Origin of the sequence: Petrotoga olearia DSM 13574, assembly GCF_002895525.1 — a bacterium.
Taxonomy (GTDB): domain Bacteria; phylum Thermotogota; class Thermotogae; order Petrotogales; family Petrotogaceae; genus Petrotoga; species Petrotoga olearia.
The window spans coordinates 1-25,498 of record NZ_AZRL01000001.1 but is presented as its reverse complement, the minus strand read 5'-3'; the positions used below and the strand labels follow the sequence as shown (position 1 = coordinate 25,498).

At 33.0% G+C, this 25,498-nt stretch carries 22 protein-coding genes, 1 tRNA gene and 1 pseudogene; 19 read left to right on the top strand and 5 right to left on the bottom strand.

Features of this window, described 5'->3' with window-relative positions; all coding sequences use genetic code 11:
• Positions 1-234 precede the first annotated feature (234 nt).
• The 7 genes from X929_RS00120 to X929_RS00090 are packed head-to-tail and all read left to right on the top strand — an operon-like array spanning position 235 to position 8,250.
• Positions 235-1,830: an ABC transporter substrate-binding protein gene (locus tag X929_RS00120; RefSeq protein WP_103066044.1), complete on the top strand. Its 1,596-nt coding sequence runs from the start codon at positions 235-237 to the stop codon at positions 1,828-1,830.
• Positions 1,831-1,890: 60 nt separating this feature from the next.
• The gene (locus tag X929_RS00115) at positions 1,891-2,865 is read left to right on the top strand and encodes an ABC transporter permease (RefSeq protein WP_012208321.1); all 975 of its coding nucleotides are present in this window, start codon (positions 1,891-1,893) and stop codon (positions 2,863-2,865) included.
• A gap of 6 nt (positions 2,866-2,871) precedes the next feature.
• Positions 2,872-3,696: an ABC transporter permease gene (locus tag X929_RS00110; protein ID WP_103066043.1), complete on the top strand. Its 825-nt coding sequence runs from the start codon at positions 2,872-2,874 to the stop codon at positions 3,694-3,696.
• Positions 3,697-3,699: 3 nt separating this feature from the next.
• Positions 3,700-4,647: an ABC transporter ATP-binding protein gene (locus tag X929_RS00105; RefSeq protein ID WP_103066042.1), complete on the top strand. Its 948-nt coding sequence runs from the start codon at positions 3,700-3,702 to the stop codon at positions 4,645-4,647.
• Complete coding sequence (locus X929_RS00100) at positions 4,629-5,591, top strand: ABC transporter ATP-binding protein (RefSeq protein WP_103066041.1); 963 nt, start codon at positions 4,629-4,631, stop codon at positions 5,589-5,591. The genes X929_RS00105 and X929_RS00100 overlap by 19 nt, the downstream gene beginning before the upstream one ends.
• The gene (lysA, locus tag X929_RS00095; RefSeq protein WP_103066040.1) at positions 5,578-6,870 is read left to right on the top strand and encodes a diaminopimelate decarboxylase; all 1,293 of its coding nucleotides are present in this window, start codon (positions 5,578-5,580) and stop codon (positions 6,868-6,870) included. The genes X929_RS00100 and lysA overlap by 14 nt, the downstream gene beginning before the upstream one ends.
• Before the next feature lie 3 nt (positions 6,871-6,873).
• On the top strand, positions 6,874-8,250 hold the full coding sequence (locus X929_RS00090) for an NlpC/P60 family protein (protein WP_103066039.1): 1,377 nt from the start codon (positions 6,874-6,876) through the stop codon (positions 8,248-8,250).
• Between the two features lie 70 nt (positions 8,251-8,320).
• Here the strand turns inward: X929_RS00090 and X929_RS00085 are convergent, their stop codons facing one another.
• From X929_RS00085 to X929_RS00070, 4 genes are read right to left on the bottom strand one after another with little or no spacing between them, the layout of a single operon-like run.
• Complete coding sequence (locus X929_RS00085; RefSeq protein ID WP_103066038.1) at positions 8,321-9,184, bottom strand: BadF/BadG/BcrA/BcrD ATPase family protein; 864 nt, start codon at positions 9,182-9,184, stop codon at positions 8,321-8,323.
• A 59-nt stretch (positions 9,185-9,243) separates the two neighbouring features.
• Positions 9,244-10,074: a carbohydrate ABC transporter permease gene (locus tag X929_RS00080; protein WP_103066037.1), complete on the bottom strand. Its 831-nt coding sequence runs from the start codon at positions 10,072-10,074 to the stop codon at positions 9,244-9,246.
• Positions 10,071-10,946: a carbohydrate ABC transporter permease gene (locus X929_RS00075; RefSeq protein WP_103066036.1), complete on the bottom strand. Its 876-nt coding sequence runs from the start codon at positions 10,944-10,946 to the stop codon at positions 10,071-10,073. Before X929_RS00075 ends, X929_RS00080 begins: the two co-directional genes overlap by 4 nt.
• Before the next feature lie 9 nt (positions 10,947-10,955).
• The gene (locus tag X929_RS00070; protein WP_103066035.1) at positions 10,956-12,218 is read right to left on the bottom strand and encodes an ABC transporter substrate-binding protein; all 1,263 of its coding nucleotides are present in this window, start codon (positions 12,216-12,218) and stop codon (positions 10,956-10,958) included.
• A 153-nt stretch (positions 12,219-12,371) separates the two neighbouring features.
• Here X929_RS00070 and X929_RS00065 point away from each other — a divergent pair, with 153 nt between their 5' ends.
• From X929_RS00065 to X929_RS00010, 12 genes are all read left to right on the top strand, one after another.
• Complete coding sequence (locus X929_RS00065; protein ID WP_103066034.1) at positions 12,372-14,048, top strand: protein O-GlcNAcase; 1,677 nt, start codon at positions 12,372-12,374, stop codon at positions 14,046-14,048.
• 14 nt (positions 14,049-14,062) lie between these two features.
• The gene (locus X929_RS00060; protein ID WP_211286699.1) at positions 14,063-15,073 is read left to right on the top strand and encodes a serine hydrolase domain-containing protein; all 1,011 of its coding nucleotides are present in this window, start codon (positions 14,063-14,065) and stop codon (positions 15,071-15,073) included.
• Positions 15,074-15,076: 3 nt separating this feature from the next.
• Entirely contained in the window at positions 15,077-16,294 is a 1,218-nt protein-coding gene (locus X929_RS00055) for an anhydro-N-acetylmuramic acid kinase (RefSeq protein WP_103066032.1), read from the top strand.
• A 40-nt stretch (positions 16,295-16,334) separates the two neighbouring features.
• Positions 16,335-16,409: transfer RNA gene (locus tag X929_RS00050), tRNA-Asn, on the top strand.
• Positions 16,410-16,522: 113 nt separating this feature from the next.
• The gene (locus X929_RS00045) at positions 16,523-17,305 is read left to right on the top strand and encodes a DUF2238 domain-containing protein (protein WP_103066031.1); all 783 of its coding nucleotides are present in this window, start codon (positions 16,523-16,525) and stop codon (positions 17,303-17,305) included.
• A 134-nt stretch (positions 17,306-17,439) separates the two neighbouring features.
• Positions 17,440-18,249, top strand: coding sequence for a DNA-methyltransferase (locus tag X929_RS00040; protein ID WP_103066030.1), 810 nt, complete (start codon positions 17,440-17,442; stop codon positions 18,247-18,249).
• Positions 18,236-18,841 (top strand): HNH endonuclease, encoded by a 606-nt coding sequence (locus X929_RS00035; RefSeq protein WP_103066029.1) that lies wholly within the window; start codon positions 18,236-18,238, stop codon positions 18,839-18,841. Before X929_RS00040 ends, X929_RS00035 begins: the two co-directional genes overlap by 14 nt.
• Positions 18,842-18,938: 97 nt before the next feature.
• Entirely contained in the window at positions 18,939-19,424 is a 486-nt protein-coding gene (locus X929_RS00030; RefSeq protein ID WP_169924892.1) for a SixA phosphatase family protein, read from the top strand.
• Positions 19,391-20,269, top strand: coding sequence for a CHAD domain-containing protein (locus X929_RS00025; RefSeq protein ID WP_103066027.1), 879 nt, complete (start codon positions 19,391-19,393; stop codon positions 20,267-20,269). Before X929_RS00030 ends, X929_RS00025 begins: the two co-directional genes overlap by 34 nt.
• 29 nt (positions 20,270-20,298) lie before the next feature.
• Entirely contained in the window at positions 20,299-21,240 is a 942-nt protein-coding gene (locus X929_RS00020; protein ID WP_103066026.1) for an ROK family protein, read from the top strand.
• Between the two features lie 2 nt (positions 21,241-21,242).
• Positions 21,243-22,766 carry a Ppx/GppA phosphatase family protein gene (locus X929_RS00015; protein WP_103066025.1) on the top strand — a complete coding sequence of 508 codons (1,524 nt, stop codon included), beginning with the start codon at positions 21,243-21,245 and terminating at the stop codon, positions 22,764-22,766.
• Between the two features lie 14 nt (positions 22,767-22,780).
• Positions 22,781-24,919 carry an RNA degradosome polyphosphate kinase gene (locus X929_RS00010; RefSeq protein ID WP_103066024.1) on the top strand — a complete coding sequence of 713 codons (2,139 nt, stop codon included), beginning with the start codon at positions 22,781-22,783 and terminating at the stop codon, positions 24,917-24,919.
• Between the two features lie 245 nt (positions 24,920-25,164).
• On the opposite strand, the pseudogene X929_RS00005 reads toward X929_RS00010, so the two are convergent.
• Positions 25,165-25,498: pseudogene (locus X929_RS00005) on the bottom strand (hypothetical protein); the annotation flags it as partial.

Here is a 25,498-nt window from a genome sequence, read left to right as displayed (position 1 = left end):
CGAATAAACAGAAAAAGTGTAAAAAGCGAAACAAAATTCAAACGTGATTCTGTAGGATAAATAGGTTGAACTCAAAAAAGATATCAAGAATGAGGAGAAACTAGTTAAAAAGAGATTTTGAGAGGCATACATTATTTCCAACTCTATGGATGAGGAACGTGGTAAAAATTTACTAAAGAAGGTTTTAGAGTTTCTAAAGAGACTATCCCAAAAAATTTTAAGGAGGGAACAAAGATGAAAAAGATACTGTTGTTTGTAGTGATTTCTGTTTTAAGTGTAGTTTCATTGGCAAGCACTCTGTCAATGATCATGGATGTAACAGGACCGTTTTCAAGAAATTTCAACCCCTTTTTTTCAGGTGGAAGTAATTTCTCTGCAAGAGGTTTTATTTATGAAACTTTGTTTTATATTAACGGATATACTGGCGAGATAGTTCCGTGGTTAGCTACAAATTATGAATGGTCTGATGATTATTTGGAACTTGAAGTCACATTAAGGGAAAATGTAAAATGGTCTGATGGAAAGAATTTTAATGCTGATGACGTAGTATTTACTTTTAATATGATTAAAGCTTACCCCGCTTTGGATATTGGTGGTGTTTGGCAAAAAGGTTTGAAAGAGGTAACTAAAGTAGATGATCAACATGTGAAGTTTGTTTTATCTCAAGTTGATACACTTATATATACAGATATTTTTAACGTATACATCGTCCCTCAACATATCTGGAGCACTTTAAATGACCCAACTACCTATACTGCTGAAAACCCTATTGGAACTGGTGCTTACTTGATAGGACGATTTACTAGCCAAGTTTATACTTTGGAGAAAAATCCAAATTATTGGCAGGAAGAAAAGGTGAAAGTTAGTACTATTAGAATTCCAGCCTTTACTGGAAATGATGCTGCTCAATTAGCTTTAATGAATAAAGAAATTGATTGGGGAACCTTGTTTTTTCCAAATATTGAGAATATATTTATTAAAGCCGATCCAGAGGAAAGAGGTTATTGGCTTCCTGAAGGTAACCCAGTCCTACTTTTCTTCAACCTTGATGATGAAAGGTTTAAAGATGAGAATTTCCGAAAGGCAATCGCTTTAGGAATAGATAATGAACAGCTGGTACAGTTAGGAATGTCGAATTTAGCAACTGTTTCCAATCCTGTACTAATAAAAGGTGGTTTCTCAGAATTAATCAATGAGAATTTAAAACATTTGTGGTATACCAAAGATACTGAAAAAGCAAAAAAGATGTTAAGTGATTTGGGATATAGTATTGGCAGAGATGGTATATTCTCTGATGCTAGAGGAAATAAATTGAGTTTTGAATTGATAGTACCTGCTGGTTGGACTGATTGGATAGCAGTGTCACAAGTACTTTCATCCCAGCTGAAACAAATAGGGATAGATGTAGTTGTATCCCAAGTTGATTTCGGATTGTATTTAGAGAGAATTAGAAATAAAGACTTTGAATTGGCTTTGAGTTGGGTGAATTATGGTATAAATCCTTACTTTTTCTATGAAAGGTGGTTACATTCCACAAATGCATACAGTGGTGACAACAGAGGTGGCTGGATTAGCTTAACGACGGATTCTTTGTTAGAAATTTTTAGGAATACTTCAGATGAAAAAGAGAGAGAACTTGCTATTTCATCACTTCAACTAATCGCTTTGCAGGAATTTCCATCTATTCCTTTGTTTTACAATCCAACATGGTTTGAATACACTACCTATAATTTTGAAGGATGGCCTAATGAGGAAAATCCATATGCTTTACCAACTATAACCGGAATGGATAAGGCATACATTATAATGAACTTGGAACCTGTTAAGTAAATTGATTCAGGGAATAATAACGACCCGCCCCTTTTGGGGCGGTTTTTGGAGGTATAACGTATGAAATATTTGAGAGAAAAGATTTTCTTTTTTGTAATTGCTTTAATTGCTGCACTTACAATCAACTTTATATTGCCAAGGTTGATGCCCGGCGATCCAGCAGAAAGAATACTTTTAAGAATGGGTGGAGAGGTGCAGCCTGAAGCAGTTGACGCAATGAGAATAGCGTTGGGCGTCGATAAAGAAACACCTATACTCAAACAATACTTCTCTTATTTAAAAAATACTTTAACTTTTAATTTTGGTGTGTCGTATTCATATTACCCTGTTGAGGTAAAGGATTTAATTTTTTCATCTTTACCATGGACTATTGGGCTTGTGGGAATTTCAACGGTAATCAGCTTTATTTTAGGAACTTCTTTGGGAATAAGAGCGGGGTGGAAAAGAAATACACCATTTGATTCTTTTGTAACAATCATTGGCCTAATAATTAGAGGTTTTCCATATTTTTGGTTAGCCTTGATTTTGCTTTATGTTTTTGGATTTATGTTAGGAGCATTTCCACTTTCAAATGCTTATTCAACACAAGAATTTTTAACTGGATGGCGATTTGTAGGAAGTGTGTTATATCACGGATTTCTTCCCGCTCTTACATTAGTCTTAGCTTCCTTAGGTACCTGGATCTTAACCATGAGAAACAATATGATATCAACACTTTCAGAAGATTTTATAGTGGTTGCCGAAGCTAAGGGTCTGAAAGATAAAGAGATTATGAATAGGTATGCAGCAAGAAACGCGCTTCTTCCCAGCGTAACTTCTTTTGGTCTTTCTTTAGGTTATATAGTAGGCGGAGCATTATTGACAGAAATTGTTTTTTCATATCCTGGAATAGGATATTTAATGTATAAGGGTGTTACTAGTCAGGATTACCCGCTAATGCAAGCCATTTTCTTCATTATATCTTTATCCGTTTTGTTAGCTAACTTTTTGCTTGATTTTATTTACATTTTCCTAGATCCAAGGACAAGGGGTTGATAGTATATGATAAAAAAGCTAAACAAAAAAGCCATTGTGGGGTTATCAATAATATTATTTTTTGTTATAGTAGCTGTATTCGCTCCTTTTTTTGCACCTTATAATCCCAACGATTTTGTAGGATCCCCATATAGTCAGCCTTCATTTAATCATCCGCTAGGGCTTGATAGGATGGGAAGGGATATATTATCTCAATTGATTTATGGAACGAGGCTTTCTTTAATAGTTGGGCTTTCAACAGGGGCTTTGATGACGAGTATTTCAGTATTAATAGGGATGACAGCTGGATACTTTGGAGGATTAGTTGATAGGATACTTTCCACAATAATAGACGTTTTTATGGTAATTCCGGGTTTGCCTTTAATGATAGTTATAGCTTCTTACATAAGGATTAGGGGAGTTGTACCTATTATTTTAGTAATAGCATTCACAAGTTGGGCTCCTGGAGCGAGGGTTATAAGATCACAAACCCTGACAATGAGGAGTCGCGAGTTCATCCTTGCTTCAAAAATAACAGGTGAAAAAAGTGGAAGAATAATCTTTTCTGAGATCATGCCGAACATGTTTTCTTTGCTTTCTTCTAACTTTTTTATGGCATGTTTAACTGCGATTGTTGGAGAAGCTTCATTAGAATTTCTTGGATTTGGAGACGTTAGTGCTATAACTTGGGGAACAATGTTGTATTGGGCCCAAAACAGCAGTGCCCTATTAAATAATTCATGGGGCTGGGTTTTGGCTCCTGGAGCAGCTATAGCAACATTAGGTGCCAGTTTTGCTTTGCTTAATTTCTCTATTGATGAGATTACAAATCCAAGACTAAGAGGGGTGTGAGTAGTGCTTTTAGAAGTCAAAAATTTAAATGCAGGATATAGAAGTAACAATAAAATAGTGAAGGCAGTTAAAAATGTAAGTTTCAACGTGGAAGAGGATGACTTCTTAGGAATAGCGGGCGAATCAGGGTGTGGTAAATCTACTTTACTCTTCTCTATTCTCAAACTTTTAAAAAAACCAGGTGAAATTTTTGAAGGAGAAATTATATATAAAGGTGAAAATATTCTAAAAATGGATAAAGAAAAGCTCAGAAAGAAAAGATGGGTAGAATTTTCGTTAGTCACCCAAAGTGCAATGAATGCTTTAAACCCTGTTTATAAGATAAAAGATCAGATTATGGATGTAATATTCGAACATAGTAACTACTCAAAAAGTGAAGCGATAGGTATGGTTGAAAAAGTCTTACACATGGTTGGAATCCAAAAAGAAAGAATGGAAAGTTATCCTCATCAATTATCCGGAGGAATGAAACAACGAGTGGCTATAGCAATGGCTTTGGTTTTTTCTCCATCATTAGTTGTAATGGATGAACCAACGACATCGCTTGATGTTGTCGTTCAAAGATCTATTATGGAACAAATAGATGAGATAAGGAGAAAAAATAGATTTTCAATTATTTTTGTAACCCACGACATATCTTTGTTATTTGAGCTATCAAAAAGGATTTCAATCATGTATGCAGGAGAAATGGTTGAAATAGGTCCCACTAAAGCCGTATATTCGAGCCCATCGCATCCATACACCGAAGGATTAATAAATTCTTTTCCAAGGTTAACTGCTGTATCAAAAGAATATAAGGGAATACCCGGCAGAATACCAGATCTCTCAAAAGAAATAAAAGGATGCCCATTTAAAGAAAGGTGCACATACAGAAAAGATTTATGTGATAAAAAACCAGAATTTAAAGAGGTTACTCCAGGGAGGTGGGTTGCATGTCATTTTCCCCGGTAATATCTTTTGATAATGTAACAAAGAAGTTTTCTGTAAGAAAAGGATTTAAAACTCAATATGTTCATGCTCTGAGAAATATTTATTTGGATGTTTTCCCAAAAGAAATCATCTCAATAGTTGGAGAAAGTGGTTCAGGTAAGACTACTTTGTTACGGGTATTATCTCGTATTTACTTGGAAAATAACGGAAGTATAAAATTCAAAGGTGAAATAATTCCTAAAAAATTTAAAAGGAATGAAGAATTAAAATTCCGAGAACAGATTCAGATGATCTTTCAAGATCCTTTCTCTTCGCTCAATCCAGTAAAAAGAGTGTATCAAATATTAAAAAGACCTCTTGAACTTCACAAATTTGAACAAGTAAACCAAAGGATAAAAGATGTTCTTGAGGAGGTCGAACTTACCCCGGTAGAAAACTTTATCGACAAATATCCTCACGAATTATCTGGGGGCCAAAGGCAGAGAGTAGTTATCGCAAGAGCCATAGTTACAAAGCCATCTGTAATATTAGCGGATGAACCTACTTCTATGTTGGATGTTTCAATTAGAGCGGGTATAATGAAATTAATGTTGAAAATTAGAGATGATCTCGATACAACATATATTCACGTAACTCATGATTTAGCTGCTGCTCGATATATTTCGGATAGAATAGCCGTGATGTATGCGGGTATGATAATGGAAGAAGGAACAGCGGATGAAGTAGTGTTAGACCCATTACATCCCTATACAAAGTTGCTAAGAAAAGCTGCACCTGATCCGGATAAAATAACTTCAGAAAAGTTAGGAAATACTGGAGAAGTACCAGATTTAATTAATCCTCCCAAGGGGTGCCCTTTTGAACCTCGTTGTCAATTTGCTATGGAAAGATGCAAGAATTATTTACCTTCATACTTTCAGGTAGATAACAGAAAAGTGAGATGTTTTTTGTATGATAATAGATAAAGATGGTGTTTTAGAGATTTCTGGGGTAAAAAGTACCCACTTAGCTAATGAGTATGGTACCCCACTGTTAGTGTTGAACGAAGCTCAAATAAGGGAAAATATCAAAAAGTTAAAAAGTGCCTTCGAAAGCGTTGATTATAATAATTATGAAATCGCTTATGCATCGAAGGCATTTTTGAACACGGAGATTTGTAGAATTTTACAAAGTGAGAATGTGTCTTTAGAAGTGGTTTCAGGGGGAGAACTTTATATAGCCTTTCATAGTTCCTTTCCTTCTGGTAAAATTTTCTTTAATGGGAACAGTAAGACTAATGAAGAATTAGTTATGGCTCTGGAGAATGACGTAGGTCACATTATAGTAGATAATGAAGATGAATTTAGAAAAATTGAAAAGATCAGTAAAAAATTAAGAAAAAAGGCAAAAATTTACTTTAGGGTTATCCCCAACATTGCTCCAGACACTCATGAGTATATTTCGACCGGTCAAAAGGATTCCAAATTTGGGATGCCTTTTGATGAAATGTTGAAACTGATTAAATCCATAAAAAATTCTGAAAATTTGGAGATTAAAGGTATTCATGCTCATATTGGTTCTCAAATAAACGAACCAAAACCTTATGTGGAGTTAGTAAAAACTTTTTTTGATCTTTTGAACAAAATAAGAGGAGAAACGGGGGTTGTTTTACCAGAAATTGATATTGGTGGAGGATTTGGTGTAGCACACTCGACTTTTGAAAAAGCTATAGATATTCAGAATGCTATAAAAGAAATTATTCAAGAAGTTAGATTTTTATCAAGTAAATTTCATTATCCTTCTCCAAAAATAATAATAGAACCAGGTAGGTATATTATTTCTAGCGCTGGAACCACACTGTACACTGTCGGGACCATTAAGAGAACCGAAAATAAAAAATACGTAGTTGTTGATGGAGGTATGTCTGATAATATTAGGCCTGCATTGTATGGTGCTAAATATGAGGTGTTTATTGCGAATCGGCCAAAAGATACAATCAACTTAGAAAAGGTTACAATAGCTGGTAGGGCTTGTGAATCAGGAGATATTTTGATTGAAGAGACTTGTCTTCCAGAAATAAAATCGGGAGATTTGTTAGCGATCCCATCTACTGGAGATTATACCTATTCGATGTCAAGTAATTATAATGGTTTTCTAAAACCTGCCATTGTTTTAGTTAACAATGGGAAATATAAGTTGATAACAAGAAGAGAAATTTACGATGATTTAATAAAAATGGATATCGAAAATATCGAATGGAGATAAAAAGTGGTCAATGAATTTATATGTACTCATTTAAAAGATAAAAGGTTTTATGACCCTGATTTTTGGATAGCTAGATTACATAACGCAGATGAAATTTTGATGGATGATTCTGAAATAAAATCATTCAACCATCTTCTTTATAAGAAGATGGTTGAATCTCATATAGAAAACTATTATTACGATTTCTCTAATCCAAAAAATGAAATAACAGCATATGATTTTATAAATGAAATTGAAAAGGTAATGCCAATGGAAAATTCAGAAAAAATAATTGAAGAAAATTTATTTATCAAAGATGGTGGAAAAATAAGACCATTGAAAAAAGATAAGTTAAAAGATTTTCTTTCGAATTTTCAAGATTTCAAAAAAGGGATTTCTGGGAATATTCAAGTATCTTTTGGTTTAATAACTGATAGAAGCGACCTAAAAGCCCTTCCTTTTAAATATCCATTGGGAATAACACCAAATTATCCTTTTCATGATATTACTAGGCTCACTACTCTTTCGCCAGGGGAACCGATTTTAATTTACAGAAAAAGTTTTAAACTAAATTGGTATTTTGTTCAGAGTTCTTTTTATTCAGGGTGGATAAACATCAAAAATTTAACTGCGGTTTCTAAAAAAGAGTTCTTTGATTACAATAAATCGCCAAGAACTCTAATAGTTATGGAAAGTAAAGTTTGTACTGAGGATGTGCCTGCATTTGGCAAATTTCATTTTCAAATGGGGGATAAGTTAGTTTTAGCGAATGAGGATGAAATAAATAGTTTTTATTTTAAAATGAACACCTTATTTCCTGAAGGGTGTTATCCGGTAAAAATCCCTCTTAAAAGAAAATTGACCAATGAAAAGTATGGGATTTTTCCAATTCCCTCAGCAAAAGAAGTAAAAGCTTCTTTCCCTGATCTCACGCAGAAAAATTTAATTAAACAAGCATTTAAAATGGTTGGTGAAAGATATGGCTGGGGGGGAAGTGATTACAATAGAGATTGTTCGCGTTTCATAATGGATATATTTAAGTGTTTTGGAGTATATTTACCAAGAGATAGTAAGTATCAAGAAATCATGACTCCTGCTGAAAGAACTTCTTTCCCTCAGCAAACAGAGGAAAGAAAAATAATATTGGATGGTTTAAAAACCGGGGATATTCTTTTTATGAAAGGTCACGTTATGATGTATCTAGGTAAATTCGGAAATGAATACTATGTAATACATCAAGGGGCGGGCTTTAAGCAGAAAAAGCCTAATGGAGATCTTGAGAATTTCGATATTCATGGTACATTTATTATGCCTCTTTCTGTTTATACCTTAAATTCGAGTACTACTTATTTGGACTCTCTTTCATCGGCTGTAAAAATCACACAAGGTCTTAAAATATAAAAATTAACAGAGGTTATATCTTTCTATATTTTTGGGTGGGGCATATTTTTTAAAGTAATGAAGAGAAGTTTTATTTGATTAAAAAATACTTTCTAGCTAATAATGCCATTTGTTCACTTACATCAAAGTTCAACGGGTGTAATGAATAATTAAGCATAAATTCTTGAAATTTTTGTAAGTAGTATTCAGATTTAAAAAGGCTTCCACTCAAATAAAGATCTTTTATATTCAAAGAATCTAAAATCTTTTTACATCTTAAAGTTAAATCAGAAATACCTTCATTAATTATTTCTTCAACAAGATTTGTTGGCTTTTCTAAAGCTTTTTTGGTGAAAGAAGAAATGATTGTTTTAAAATCTTTTCTCCCTTGTAAAGAGGTAAGAGCTTCAATCTCTTCACAAGAGTAGAATTTTAGAAGTCTATTAAAAATAGGATCGAATTCTCTTAATTTGTCTTTGTATCTGAAAGCTTCTTGAATAATTCTTGTTGATATCCAAAAACCTCCTCCTACATCATCAAAAAGATGCCCCCAGCCACCACTTCTTACAATACTTTGATCTTCATTCATACCCATGATCATAGACCCAGTACCAGCAATAACAATCGCTAAACTATTTCCTTTAAAAAGAGAATAGAGAATAGATTCACCATCGTTATATACGAAGATGTTGTTGATGTCAAAAATTTCCTTAAAAATATCTAATAGTTGTATTTTTCTTTGGGATGTTCCAGCACCTGAGAAACTTACTACTATTCCATCAACTTCGGTTATTTTTGTTTTAACTGTACTTATAATACTTTTCAGTCTTTCTTGATCAACAGAGGTGAGATTGACACCTGTTTCTATCTCAATTTTTTTTAATATATCTCCACTTTCGTTGATCAAACTGGCAGCTATGTGAGTACCACCACCGTCTATTCCTAAAAATTTCATTTTTATCACCGCTTTTGAATTTTTAAGATGGAATTAAGCTATAAAAATCATTTACAATATTAATCTTTTAAGCTTCCTTGTGTAAGCCCTGCGATAATATACTTTTGCGAGATAGCAAATACTATAATTGTTGGCAAAAGAGCTATTACAATTCCAGCAGCCAGCACATTCCACTGGACACCTGCCTTTGATACAATAGAATATAACCCTACAGGCACCGTATATTTATCAGATGTATTTAAAAACATAACCGCAGTAAACAGCTCATTCCAGTTATTTACAAAAGAGAAACTGAGAATAGCCGATAAACCCGGCAACATTAAGGGAATAGTGATTTTGAATAGAGATTGAATTTCATTACATCCGTCAATTAAAGCGGCTTCCTCGATGCTTTTTGGAATTCTATCAAAAAATCCCTTAGCCATTATTGTACTAAAGGCTGCTCCAAAACCACTATAAATTATTATTAGGCTGGTGAGTTTATTGATTAAATTTAACTTTGAAAACATGGTATATTGCGGGACCATGATTAAATAAGTTGGGATCATCTGAGAAAAAAATAAGAATAATATAATAGGATATTTCCATTTAAATTCCTTTCTTGAAAGTATATATCCGCTTAACATGGCAAATATTGTTGAAACAAAGGAAGCACCTATAGATACGAAAATACTGTTTACAAAATATCTTTTAAAATTGACAAATTCAAATAATCTCTTGTATCCAAAAAAAGTGGGATTATTTGTCCAATACCTAACTGGAAAGGAGTATATTTCCTGTGTAGGTTTTAACGAAGTTATTACAATCCAATATAACGGAAAAATTGCAAAAACAAAAAACATAGAGAGCAAAATTATACGTATAACTTTGGGGAAAATTTTTTTCTTCATAGGCTGAACTCACCTTTAGAAGTTAATTTTAAGTACATCATAGTATAAATGAAAAAAATTAAAATGATAACTACACCATGTGCTGCAGCTTTACTATAGTCGGATTCATAAAAAACCGTATTTATCATTTTTACAGCCAAAATCTCAGTGCTTCCAGCAGGGCCGCCACGTGTCATGCCGTAAATGATATCAGGGAAATTCATAACCCATATAGTTCTCAATAAAATGGTATTTATAAGAGTAGGTTTTATGTATGGTATAGTGATATTGAAGAGCTTGGTGAAGTAACCCGCACCGTCGATTTCCGCTGCATCGTAAAGAGAATCAGGGACAGACTGTAATGCTGCTAAAATCATGATGGCAAAAAAAGGTATTCCATACCAAACATTCACTAAAATAACAGAGAACATCGCTAACGAAGGGTCCGAAAGAAAACTAATGCCTTCTTCAATGATTCCAATTTTTATTAGTATATCATTGATCACTCCAAATTGCCCGTTTAACAACCATGACCATATTAAACCTATGGCAAATCCTGAAATTGCCCATGGATAAAAGACTAATCCTGCATATACGCCTCTACCTTTAAAAGGTTCTTTCATTAAAAGGGCTAAAATAAAACCCAAGATTAACTGGAAAAATACAGAAAATATAACCCATTTCAAAGTGTTCCAAATAGTATCAATGTAAAAAGGGTCGGAAAAGATGGTTTTAAAGTTTTCAAAACCTATCCATTCAATATTTTGGAAGTTATAAAGGGAGTAATTTTTAAAAGATAACATTACCCCACTGATAGTGGGGTATAAAATGATAAAAGATATTAATAACAAAGTGGGCAATAGCAAGAAAAAAATAAATTTTTTTCGTCTCAATTAGACCACCTAATTAATGCCGGCGTCTTTCCAAAAATCAGTCCACTGCTTCAGGCAATTTTCTACAGAAAGTTTTCCGAGCAATACTTGTTGCATTGTTTTTTCCTGGAATTCATTCCACTTTCCCCAATTTTTATTATCTAAGGGGTATTCTGTGAATTGATAATGTTCCGGATCGTCAAACATTTTGGTCCAACCTTCAAAAAGGTCTGAGCTGAAATACGAATCGTAAGTATAGACTGATTGTAAAACTGGTAAAGCACCATAACTCTTGCTCCAATAACCATTTATTTCAGCTGAAGCAACGAATTTAATGAATTTCCAAGCCAAATCTTTATGTTCTGAGTAAGTAGGAATTCCCCAGCCTACGAATCCAAAGGATGGATAAACTTTTCCACTTGTACCTAACGGAAGTGGAGAAGTTTTATATTGGCCAGGTTGAAGCATTTCATTTAACATGCCTGTGGTATCAGGGTCTTGAAATAGTAGTGGTGTTATACCCGAAACAAACGAATTAACTTGCTCATCCCATCCCCAATTTATTGAATCTTTTGGAGCTGTGTCTTTATACAAACTAACATAGAAATTTAACGCTTCAATTGCTCTTGGGTCTTCAAAAATAATTTCACCAGATTTAGTTAAATACATATTATTTGGATCTATGTCATCAAAGAATGAAGTTAAAACAATATCAATAAAAGCCGTTGGATAGCCCTTTCCTCTAAAAGCGAAACCGTATTGATTTTTTCCAGATTCTGTTAATTTTTTTGATATTTCATACAATTCCGTCATTGTTTTTGGATAACTTTCAATCCCATATTTTGCTAAAATATCCGGTCTGTAAAAGAGCGCTTTTACAAATACACCATGGGGTAGCAAGTAAGGTCTACCCTGGTAAATGCTAGCTGCTTCTAAAACCCCCTCGACCATGTCATTTTTTTCAGGCCAAGATTCGATATAAGGAGTTAGATCTTCTAACTTCCCCATAGCAGCTAATGCGCTTAAATCCCAGTCCCCTATCTCTATAATATCAAGCGGTTGTTCTGTACTTACCATTAAATTTATCTTTTGATAGGCTGTTTCGTATGGTGGTGAAATAACATTAATTTTCACCCCAGGATTCAAAGTTTCAAACATTTGTATTATATTGTTTAAGGTAGGTGTTCTGTAGGGACTTGAAAATGCTTCAATAAGATTTAAAGTTATAACTTCTTCAGAAAAAATGAACAAACTAACCATCAAAACACAGATTAAAACAAGTAATTTTTTCATAAAACACACCCCCTAGTTTTATAAGTTTTGTTTAATTATATCATATCAGTAGAAAAGTCGAACACTTTAAAAAATAAACATGATATAATACAACAAAACAGTGATTGATAATAAAGTAATTACTTTATCTCATATTAAAAAGGAGGAGTTCTGATGAACTTATTTCTTAGACCTAATCCAAAACCTAAAAAGTTAGTCTATGAAGGAGCAAATATTCATTTTGAAAGTTCAAAGTTTTCTATCTTCAAAAATTTTGAAGAAGAAAATTTTGTTAAGATTTTTCCAAGTGAACAGTTTGTCTTTGTAAAAGGCTCTGATAGAGCGGACTTAAAAATAGAATCTATTGTTTCTCCCTCTGAAAAGGATTTAAATGAATTTATCGAAAGTAACGATATAGAGTTAAGCATCGATATTATGGATGTAGAAAGTTATTTAATGAAAGTGAAAGAAGAAAATAGAACGGTTAAAATCTTTTCTAAATCAAAGAAAGGTATTTTCTATGGGCTACAAACCCTAAGGCAACTTATTGATTTTGAGAATAAACTTCTACCTGTAGTTGAGATATTCGATTCTCCATCTTTTAAAATGAGAGGAATAATTGAAGGTTTTTATGGGGAACCATGGAGTCATCAAAACAGATTGGATATGATAAATTTTTGTGGAAGAAATAAAATGAATACCTATTGGTACGCTCCAAAAGATGATCCATATCACAGGGAAAAATGGCGAGAGGATTATCCAGAAGAAGAAATGGAAAAAATAGATCAGCTAATAAAAGTTTCAAAAGATAATTTTGTCGATTTTGTATTTTGTGTAAGCCCCGGTCTCAGCATGAAATTTAGCGATCAAAAAGAGTTTGATTTATTGTGCAAAAAATACTATGAAATTATAAGTAAAGGTGTAAAAAAATTTGCTATCCTTTTCGATGATATTCCTGAAAAGTTGAATTATGAAGAAGATGAAAGAAAGTTTGAAGGTAATTATGGTTTGGCTCAGATATATATAGCAAACAAGTTATACGAGTTTTTAAAGGGAAAAGATTCAGAGGCTAGTCTGTACTTATGCCCAACTGAATACTGGCAAGAAGAAGATTCAATGTACAGAAGGGCGATAAAAGAACACTTAAATCCTGAAATTCCTGTAATATGGACGGGGAAGGGTGTATGGTCAAAAAGGGTGACCAGAAAAAACGCAGATAAGATTTCAAACCAGTTTGGCCATGATTTGATCTTATGGGATAATTATCCGGTAAATGATGCAGATCAAGGAGAACTTTTCTTAGCCCCTTTAATGAACAGGGAAAATGACTTGTGTATATCAAAAGTAAAGGGGATTATCTCAAATCCGATGAACCAGCCCTATGCATCAATGCTTGCCTTGCAAACAATAGCAGATTATCTTTGGAACTTGCAAGGGTACGATCCTTGGTGTTCTTGGAACAAGTCTGTTTTTAATTTGGTAGGGTCAGACTTTTTTGAAGATATGAAATTATTCAGTGAAAATTTTCTAAAATCGAGAATTTTTGAGGAGACATCATTTAAGTTAAAAAGTCTAATAAAAGAATTCAGAAACGATCCCTTGAATAAGGAAAAAGAGTTAAAGGAATACTTAGAGAGATTGAGCAATCTTGAAGGAAAATTGAAATATATGAAAGACAAAAAGTTATATGAAGATATACATCCATGGTTAAAAAAGCTCTCTCAGCTTGCAGGAGTCGCTAGTAACCTGATTAGCTCCAATGAAAAAATTGATATAAAAAACGAGGTAGATAGATTAGGTTCTTATGTGGTTTGTGATGGCATTTTAGAAAAATTTATAAAAGAATTTTGAAGGGCAGTGATGATTTGAAAGAAAAAGATATTGAATCTTTAAACGAAATTGTTTTATCAGGAGTAAATAATGTATATACAGGGGCATCCGTTTTAATTGGTAAAAAAGAAAAGATATTGTATAAAAATGTTTTTGGAACAAAGGATGAAAAAGAAAGAGTTACTCAAGAGGACATCTTTGATTTAGCAAGTGTTACCAAAGTTGTAGGAACTGCAACCGCAGTGATGAAACTAATAGATGAAAAACAAATAAAATTAGAAGATAAAATTGGCAAATTCATAGAGGTAAGTAGACCAAAAAGTGAAATTACTATCTTTGAATTATTAACTCATACTTCTGGAATGCAGGCTTATTCAAATCTGTGGGAAAAGTATAGTGGGGAAGAGTTGCTTAAACACATAATCAACATTCAACCCCAAATAAACCCTTACAAGTGTTATGAATATTCTTGTTTGAATTTTATAACACTTATGAAAATCGTTGAAGAAGTTACTCAAAAGCATTTCAAAGAGTATGTCGAAGATATTTTTAAAAAAACAGGAATGGGAAATACTTGTTTCAATCCAAAGGATAAGAAGAAAGCCGTTACTACTTCTATCAGAGAAGGTAAAAGGTTAAAGGGTGTGGTCGAGGATGAACTCGCCTACTATTTAGGTGGAGTGAGTGGAAATGCAGGTTTGTTTTCTAATGCCAATGATTTAAGGATTTTCATAATTAATTTGTTAAATGGGGAAATAGTTTCAAAAGACACTTTTAATCTTTTTACAACTACATTGGTAAAAAGAGGAGAAAGTACTACTCATATAGGTTGGATGGCTCCACCTGTTGCAGGATGTCAATACTCACTTGATAGCACAGGATTCGGCCACAATGGTTTTACAGGCACATCAATTTGGATTAGAAAAGATGGATTATTTTCTATATTTTTGACAAATTCTGTTTACTACGATAGATTCTTAAAAAAACCTGAATTGAACGTGATAAGAAATAAAATAAATAATATAATTTTTGGAAAAGATTATTAACATATAAACACTTTAGAAATAAAAGGAGAAGATATTATGTTGGTAGTAGGTTTAATGTCAGGAACATCACTGGATGGAATAGATGCTGCACTAGTTGAAATAACAGAAGAAGGGCCACAAAAGTTAAATGTAAAAGTTGTTAATTTTATAAATACACCGTATAGTAAAAAAATGCGAGAAAAAATTCTAGAATGTTCAGATCCCAAAACGGGCAGCGTCGATAAAATCTGCAGATTAAATTTTCAGCTTGGCGAATTGTTTGCCCAAGCTGTCAAGGAAGTTGTTGAATCAAAAGGTTTGAATATGCAAGATGTTGGTTTAATAGGTTCCCATGGGCAGACTATATACCATTATGTAAGTGATGATTTTATCTCCACTTTTCAAATAGGTGAAGCTTGTGTAATAGCAGAAAGGACTCAGGTTACAACCATTAGCAATTTTAGGGCAAGAGATATTGCAGCCGGAGGTCAAGGAGCCCCGCTTGTACCTTATGTTGATTATATTTTGTTTAAAAATGATGATTACAACAGGGTTATGCAAAATATCGGAGGAATAGGAAACTTCACCTATATACCAAAAAAAGCCAAGATAGAAGATATAAAAGGTACCGACACAGGTCCAGGGAATATGCTTATAGATGGAGTAGTTCAGATTCTAAGCAACGGCGAGCAAAGTTATGACAAAGATGGAAAGATTAGTAAAAATGGGAAGATTTCTGATACGCTTTTAGCAGAACTAATGGCTCATCCTTTTATAAAAAAAGAGCCTCCCAAAACCACAGGAAGAGAAGTTTTTGGGTTAAAGCATGCCCAAGAGATAATAAACAGAGGAAAAAGCATGAAATTAAATGACGAAGATATTGTTGCAACCGTAACAGCTTTTACCGCTAAATCCATTGCCGATGCCTATCTAAGATTTATAGGCACTAACATAGACCAAGTTATAATCTCTGGTGGTGGAAGTTATAATTCTACATTGATATCGATGATAAAATATTATGTAAAAAAGATGATAGGAGAAAAAGCTGCCGTGATGGTTTTAGAAGAATTAGGTTTTTCAAGCGATGCTAAAGAAGCGGTAGCTTTTGCTATATTAGCTTATCAGACTTACAAAGGAAGAAAAAATAATGTACCTCAAATAACTGGGGCCAAAAGGTTTGTTATTCTAGGTGAAGTGGTTCCCGTAGATGAAAATAAAAATGTTGACAAAACACTATTTTGATGATATAATCATTTTTAGATTTTGAAGAGTTTTTATTTTTTCCGGGTTAGCTCAACGGTAGAGCGGGTGGCTGTTAACCACTAGGTTGGGGGTTCGAATCCCTCACCCGGAGCCACCATAGTCGTATCATCCCCTCATAGCAGCGAATTAGTTCGCTGCTTTTTTGTTTTTGAATCAAAATGATATAATTAAAATTAATTATAGAATGAACAAAATACTAAAAAAGAGGTGATATCAATTACTCCAAAGTTTTCAAAAACATTGAAAAAAGCGAAGATAGAATTTGACAAAATCCATCATTTTTTGGTGAAAGATCCTTTGGTGAAAGAAACCCTGTTTACTTCAAGTTCGAAGTTTTATTCTGTTTTAAGAGCGGTTAACTTATTTTTTTCTTTTGTTGTGTTTATTCCTATTATAGGAAGCATTTGGGATTTTAACTTACCACATTTTTTAGGATATCTCTTAAGTGCCTTTGCAGTTTATTTAACATGGGTTTTTGAATGGGTAACTAAGTCTACAATTCTTGAAGAAATTCGTACAGTAACAATAATTCAAATTTCTTTGCATAGTGTTTTTGGTATGTGGTACGGCTTTTATGATTCGTTTGAAATATACGATTTTATTCTTCATATTACTGGAGGTATTTGGCTTTCATTTTTTATTTATCCATTAGTAATGGGTTCTGAACTAATCTGGACCAAAATGAAAATGCCTTTTTTCTTTCTAAAAATATTTATTGTTACCTTTTCTATTGTTATGACATTGGGAGTATTTTGGGAAATAGGAGAATTTATTTCGGATTTAATCTTTAGAGACTATCCTGGATATAGAATGGCTCAAGAAGAAAGCCTTTTCGATACGATGACGGATTTTATAGGAAACTTGATAGGGAGCATAGCTGGAATATTTATTTTTTGGAACACTCTGAAAAGACTGAACAAATCCCGTGATATGGATTCCTTATTAGAAAGAATTGGATCAGCTTTAAGAGACTATGTGAATTCTTTTTAAAAGCTTCTATACCAGCAAATTGGAAAATTATTGAAGTTATAGTGTTGAACTGGGTGAAGGTGGAACAGTCTGGACTTATGAAATATTGAATTTTAATTTACAATTGGAGTAATTGTTGAAGGAGTTGAATTAAAATGAACAAAAAAACATTCTTTTCTCTTGATGGAATAAAGATTTTGAATGAAGATATGTTAACAACCCCAAAAATAGAAAACAACAGTATTGACTTAATTGTTACCTCACCTCCCTACAATGTGGATATTAAATATGAATCCCATAACGATAAAATCTCTTATGAAGATTATCTTGAATTTAGCAAAAAATGGTTATCTCGTTGCTATAACTGGTTAAAAGAAGATGGTAGATTTTGCTTGAATATTCCATTAGATAAAAACAAAGGTGGTCAACAAAGTGTGGGAGCAGATTTAACTGTCTTGGCTAAGGATATTGGTTTTAAATATCATTCTACAATCATTTGGAATGAAGGGAATATATCTAGAAGAACAGCTTGGGGGTCATGGTTATCTGCCTCTGCTCCATATGTTATTTCCCCTGTTGAATTGATAGTTATTCTGTATAAAAACAATTGGAAAAAAAGTTCGGGTAGTGGGATATCAGATATTGCAAAGAATGAATTTATAGAATGGACCAATGGGCTTTGGACATTTTCTGGTGAGAGCAAAAAGAAAATTGGACATCCGGCTCCTTTTCCTGTTGAATTACCAAAAAGATGCATAAAATTGTTCTCCTTTGTGGGAGACCTCGTTTTGGATCCTTTTATGGGTTCAGGAACGACGCTATTAGCTGCGTATAAAAACAATAGAAGGGCAATTGGTCTGGAAATTGATGAATCTTATTGTAAATTGGCCAAAAATAGATTAATAAGTGAATGTAAAATTAATGAACGAAAACTATTTGGAGAAAGAAAAAATGAAAAAGTCTAAAACTATTTCTGAACTTGTAATGGATTATTTTAAAAAACATCCAAATGAAGATTTACCACATGGGCCTGTAGTGGATTGGGTTACAAAGGAATGGTTAAAAAACCATGAAAACCCCCCTCGAGATCCGTGGAGAGCTATTAGAAAACTTTATCAGCAAGGAAAATTATTAAAGATAAAAAAAGGTGTCTATAGATACGATCCTGATTGCACTAAAAAAACAGAACTTTTTGAATTTCCTCCAAAAGTGAAAGAAGAAATCTTAAAACGTGATGGTTATAAGTGTGTAGTTTGTGGTATGGGGCTAAAAGATGGTGTAGAATTAGTTGTGGACCATATTATACCCAGAGACAAAGGTGGCTCCAATGATATTTCTAATGGACAAACCTTATGCATGAAACATAATTTGCTTAAGAAAAACTACTCTCAAACAGAAGCTGGAAAAAGATATTTCATTAAAATATACGAAAAAGCTGTCGCTGAAAATGATCATAAGATGATTCAATTTTGCAAAAGAATATTCGATGCTTATGATGAGTACGGAATCAATGGTCATATTCCAAGGCCAAACGGTAAGCCAAAAAACAAACAGTAATTAAAAAGCCTCCCAAAAGAGGCTATGATTAAAAGCTAGTTATATATAAAATTTTTCCTACACTCTTTCCGAAATGGAGAAGGAGGAAAGTTCACATATGAAAAACCTGATATTAGTTAGGCACGCTAAAGCAGAAAAAAGGTCCGCGGAAATTGATGATTATGAAAGAAAGTTGACAAAAGTCGGTAGAAACGATTCTAAAGAAGTTGCAGAATATGTGGCCAAACTTTTAAATAATGTTGATCTTTTGGTTACCTCTCCTGCTTTGAGGGCAAAAGAAACAGCTGAAATCTTTGCAAAGTCTTTTAAATCCAAGCCAAAGATAACAGAAGAAGAGATACTATACGAAGGAGAAGTAGAAGAAATAAGTGAAAAAATTCCAAATATTATTAAGGGTTATAACAATGTGATTATATTTGGGCATAATCCCACTTTTGACGAACTTGCAAAAAAGTTAACTGGTGATGATTTGCATTTGAGAAAGGCAGGAGTAATTTGTATTGAAGGAGAATCATTCGATGATATTTTATCTGGAAAAGGAAAATTAAAATGGATGGTGGATCCGAAGTCAATAAACTCTTAAACGATATTTCAGTAAATCCGTGGATGTTTGTAAAAGAGTACATCGAATATTTTGAAAGGATTAAACATCGCCTTCTAAAAAACATCTCTAATGTTTTAGATGAAGAGAGAGAAGATAGTATTCACGACATGAGAACATCGTGCAGAAGGATAGAAACAATTATAGCTTTTTTAGAAGGATTTTCAAAACACGAAAGCTCTAAGAAAGCTGATAAAGAAGTAAATAAGATAATAAAAATAAGCAATAAATCTAGAGATTATCAAGTTCACTTGGATTTACTTATGAAACTTGAAGGGCGAAATAATGCAGTAACTGATTATTTCGAGAAAAAATATAGTAAAGAAAAAGAAAAGTTGAGAAGTTATTTAAATTCTTTAAAAACTTCGGAGTTAGATAATCTACTAGAAAATTCTTTTAGCTTCTTGGTCCTTGATTTTATACAAAACTTTCAGATAAACGATCCTTATTTTGCTAAACTTTATATAAAAGAATTTAAAGAAGTTTATGAAGAATTTAGAAGTACAGATAGAAGTGATGATAAAAAGCTTCATAAGATAAGGATAAAGATTAAAAACCTGCGTTATAAAGCAGAGGTATTGAGGGCACTGAAAAGTAGCACTTTAGCTGAAGAAGAGATGTTTAAGCGGACTCAAGATATATTAGGCATTCATCATGATTTGATTATTTTGAAGAAAGTGTTGGTAAAAAAATTTCAAGAAGATAATATTCTAGCTTTATTAAAAGAAATTGATAAAGAATTAGTGCAATTAAAAGGGAAGATAGATGTTGAGGTGAATGAAATTTTTAAAAGCTTATACGACAACATTTCTAAAGAAAATCTTTAAATTTAATCCTTATAAAGAGGGTGAAAAAAATGAGTAATTGGATAGGGGTAGATATAGGAGGAACTAAAATACTTGGGACCTTATTTGATGAGAAAGGCAATAAATTGAAGACAGAGAAAAAGAGTTCCAAAAGTTCAAAAGGCAAAGAAAAAGTTGTTGAGCAATTGAAGAAAGTTTTGGATTCTTTGCTTAAAGAGAATAAAGATGTAAAAGGGATAGGAATAGGTGTACCAGGAGTTATAAAAGATGGGAAAATTGCCTTTACTCCAAACATGCCTTTGAACGAATTTAATTTAGCTAAATTTGTTGAGGAAGAGTACAATATCAAAGTGATTATAGAAAATGATGCCAATGCAAGTATGTATGGAGAATGGAAGTTTGGTGCTGCTAAAGGGACAAAAAATGCGGTGGGTTATTTTGTAGGAACAGGAATTGGTGGTGGTTTAATATTAAATGAATCATTATACAAGGGTTCGTTCAATTTCGCTGCTGAGATAGGACACATGAATGTGTACCCCGAAGGCCCTCTTTGTGGTTGTAATCTTCGTGGCTGTTTGGAAAGTTTATCTTCTAAAGTAGCTATCCAAAGAGAAATACTTAGAAAAAAAGAAAGAGGCGAAAAGACCTTAATAAAAAAAACTGATTTGGAAGGCATAGTAAAAAGTTCAACTTTAAAAACTGCTTATGATGAAGGAGACGAACTTGTTAGAAGTGTCTTGAACGATGCCGCAAGATATATAGGAATAAATGCTGGCTCCATCATTAATTTATTAAATCCCGAAGTTATTGTTTTAGGAGGGGGGGTCATGGAAGCTATAGGAGAACAATTGATTCCTATAGTAGTTGAAACAGCCAAGCAGTACTCTATACCTCACATCTTTGAATGTTGTGAATTTAAATTATCAAAATTGCAAGATGATGCTTGCTTGTATGGCGCTTTTTCACTTATTAAAGAAAAAGTTGGTGTATAACAATGGTTGCTGGTGTTATAAACATTGGAACAGAAAATATATCTTTTGATATAGCTCAGAACGATCAAGATGATATCAATATTATAGAAAGTTTAGATTACCCTTTATTCTTGGGTAAAGATACCTTTACAATAGGAAGGATATCTTTTGAAAAAGTGGAGATACTAAGTCAAAAACTTCTAGGATTCAAAAGAGTAGCAGAAGAATACGGAACTAATAGATTGAAGATAGTAGGTACTACCGCTTTGAGGGAAGCAGAAAATCTTGATTTTATTTTAGATCAGATCGAGACAAGAACAGGTTTGGCTATCAATGTTTTAGATGATTATGAAGAGAAATCACATATCTATATGGAATTGATAAGGAATTTTGAAAAATATAAAAGGTACAAAAAGGATGATGTTTTATTTGTTTACATAGGAACGGGAAGTATGGGGTTAGCAACGTATTCTAAAGGTTTGATAGATAATTCACAAAATATAAAAATAGGTTCTGTAAAAGTCTCAGAGATGCTCAGAGCTTTGGAAGAAAACACATTACACTATAGTAATTTAATAAGAGAGTATTTGAGTACATTTTACCACCCAATCAAGGTTTGGCTTAGTAATAAAAAGATCAAAACCTTTGTAACTTGTGGTAATGAAATAGAGTTTTTAGCTGGGCTCTTGGAAAAGGATGAAGAAGAAGTAATGAACGTTTCCCAGGCTGAATTCAATGTTCTTTTTCAGGATTTGAAATCAAAGAATGCCACCGAATTATCCAGAGAATATGATATTTCAGAAAACAAAGCAAATTCGTTATTATCAGCATTGGCTTTTTACCGATTACTTTTAGAAGTATCCGGAGCAGAAAATATTTTGGTTTTTCCAAAGGTTAATTTAAGTAGTAGTTTGTTATTTCAAGTGTTGCTAAGCAGAAAATATAGAAGATTTTTCAATTTATTGGAAAAGAGTACGATCATCTCTTCACGAAATATAGGTAAAAAGTATTCCTATGAGGAGAAACACAGCCAAACAGTAGAAAAATATGCCATGAAATTATTCGATGTCTTAGAACCGGTTCATCAATTGGGTAAAAGACATAGACTTCTTTTGCAAGTGTCTGCAATTTTGCATGACATGGGGAAATATGTAAATATTAAGAAACATTATTTGCATTCGTATAATATAATTAAGGGTTCAGAGATTATAGGTTTAACTTCAAAAGAATTAGATATTGTCTCAAGAATCGCTTACTTTCACAGCGCCCAAGATTTGGAGATTGATGATTATTCATCACAACTGGAAAACATATCAGATAAGATATTGATAACAAAGATGCTTGCCATATTGAGGCTTGCAGACGCCTTAGATGTAGCTCATGAGAGCAAATTGGGAGATATTGAAGTTAATTTAGAAGGTAATCGTCTGATTATAATTACTCATACACCAAAAGAAACTTTGCTAGAAGAGTGGGCATTGAAAAGGAAGGATAATTTCTTCTTAGAAGTCTTTGGAATAGTTCCAGAGTTAGTTAGAAAAATTTAAAGGGATGAGATTTAATGGCAAAAACTAGTAGTAACAAATCTAAAGAAAAGAAAATTGATTTCAACGATTATAAATATTATAACAATAGAGAGTTAAGTTGGTTGGATTTCAATTTCAGAGTGTTAGAAGAAGCCCATGACACAACGAACCCTCTTTTAGAAAGGGTTAAATTTCTTTCTATAACCTCATCCAATCTTGAAGAGTTTTTTATGATAAGGGTGGCTGGTTTGGAAGAACAACTCCAAGCTGGATTCAGCGGAGTCGATATTTCTGGTTTGACTCCCCGAGATCAATTAATGAAGATCTCCCAAAAAACTCATAAAATGGTGGAAATGCAATATAATTGTTTAGAAAACGAGTTATTACCTTCTTTAGATAAGGAGAATATTAAAGTTCTCAAAGTTGATGATATTGATGAAGAAAAAAAAGAGTTTTTAGATAATTATTTTCAAACGACCGTTTTTCCTGTTGTAACTCCAATGGCGGTCGATCAGAGTAGACCATTTCCGATATTACCTGGTAGCGGCATTAATCTAGGCGTGGAGTTGGAAGATGAAAAAGGGGAAACCTTATTTGCCTTTATACCATTACCGACGATTTTTCCTAGGTTTATAAACATCCCTTGTGAGGATGGTACATACTTATTTTTAACAGAAGATCTTTTAAAAATGCATTCTGATTTATTTTTCAGCGGATACAAATTGGTTGAGATCTCTGAGTTCAGAATCACCCGCGATGGAGACCTTTCTATCGACGAGGATGATGCCAGAGATTTGTTAATTGAGATTGAAAGTTCGCTGAAAGAAAGAAGAACAGGCTTTCCTGTCAAATTAGAAATATCCAAAAATATGGGAGAGAATCTGAGAAATTTCCTATTAAATTCACTAAATTTAAGAAGCGATAATATTTTCGAGATATCTAGTTTATTAGATTTAAGTTCTCTTATGGAAATAGCTAATTTAGAAGGACATGAACATTTAAAATTTGAGTATTACTCTCCCCAACCTTCCCCAACTTTTTATGGCAAGGAGGATATTTTTAAGGTAATTAGAGAAAAGGACGTTCTCCTACATCGCCCTTATGAATCTTTTGAGCATGTGATGGATTTTTTAAGGCAGGCAGCGGAAGATCCACAAGTATTGGCTATCAAACAAACTTTGTACAGAGTTGGGAAAAAATCTCCAATCATAGATTACCTTATAAAAGCCGCAGAGAACGGTAAACAAGTTACCGTTGTGGTTGAAGTCAAAGCCAGATTTGATGAAGAAAATAATATCCAATGGGCTAAGGAGTTGGAAAAAGCCGGTTGTCATGTAGTTTACGGACTTGTCGGATTAAAAGTACATTCAAAACTTTTGTTGATTGTTAGAAAGGAAGAAGGTGGGATCAGAAGATACGTTCATATGAGTACAGGAAATTACAATTACATAACTGCAAGATTGTATGAAGATATAGATTTTTTTACTTGTAAGGAAAGTTATGCTCAAGATGTATCGGCACTTTTCAACATCTTAACGGGTTATTCAAAGCCTCCAACATGGAAAAAATTGGGGGTTGCTCCCACAAGTTTGAGAGAAACTTTTTTACAGTGGATTGACAACGAAATAGATGTGGTTAAAAAAGGTGGAAAAGGGAAAATAATAATAAAAGTGAATTCCTTGCTAGATGTATCTATAATTAAAGCGTTATACAAGGCATCTATGGCCGGTGTGAAAGTTAACTTAATCGTCAGAGGAATATGTGCTTTAAAAGTAGGGATAAAAGGAGTTAGTGAAGGTATAAAAGTCAGAAGTGTAGTGGGAAGGTATTTAGAACATAGTAGAATATTTTATTTTGAAAATAACGGATTACCTAAATTATTTATATCAAGTGCCGATTTAATGCCTCGAAATCTGGATAGAAGAGTTGAAACCTTGATACCAATAGAGCAAGAAGATCTAAAGCAACGATTGATAGATGTATTGAACCTTTATTTAAAAGATAATTTCAAAGCAAGAGAGTTACAACCGAATGGAGAGTATAAAAGATCAACTAGGAAAAAGTCGAAAATTTTTATAGTTCAAGAAGAGCTAATGAAGGAAGCAAAGAAAAAGTTTAGAAAGTTTATAAAAAAACAAGAAGTAGACAAGTTTAACTTTCCAAAATTAAAATAAAAAAGGGCTAAAAGCCCTTTTTAATATATGAAAAACACTCTGGCTTCACCCGGATTGATTGTTACTCTTAAATGTGTATCCTGAACATTCCAAGAGCTTTCTCCTCTCCTGAGTTTGACAGTTACAAAAACGTAAGAATTCTAAAACAGGCATGAATAATTGCAAAAAAGCGTTTTTTGCTTTCTCTGTTTTCCAAAAGTGTCACTACATGCCTTTCTTTTCCTTTGTTTATCAGTGTTTTAGTCTTATACTTTTGCTTTGCTCCTTTCTAATCCTTTAATTTCCTTATTTTCGTTCTGTAGTTTTAGTTTCTCTATGAATTCCTCATATGGTGTTACCACTTTTGGAATTGGTATATTAAGTATCTTCAATATCTTCTGAGCTAAAAGATTCATGTTAGTCCTAATGACTAAATGCTGTTCGTTGGCTTTAATATCTATGTATTCCATGTTTTTAATCGCTTCTCTTATCTTTTCGTGTGAGTATTCTATATTATTTCTTTCTAGTTCTAATTCAAGCGTTCTTTGCATTATGTAAGATACGAAACTCATCACTATGTGTCCCTTTATCCTTTTCTGT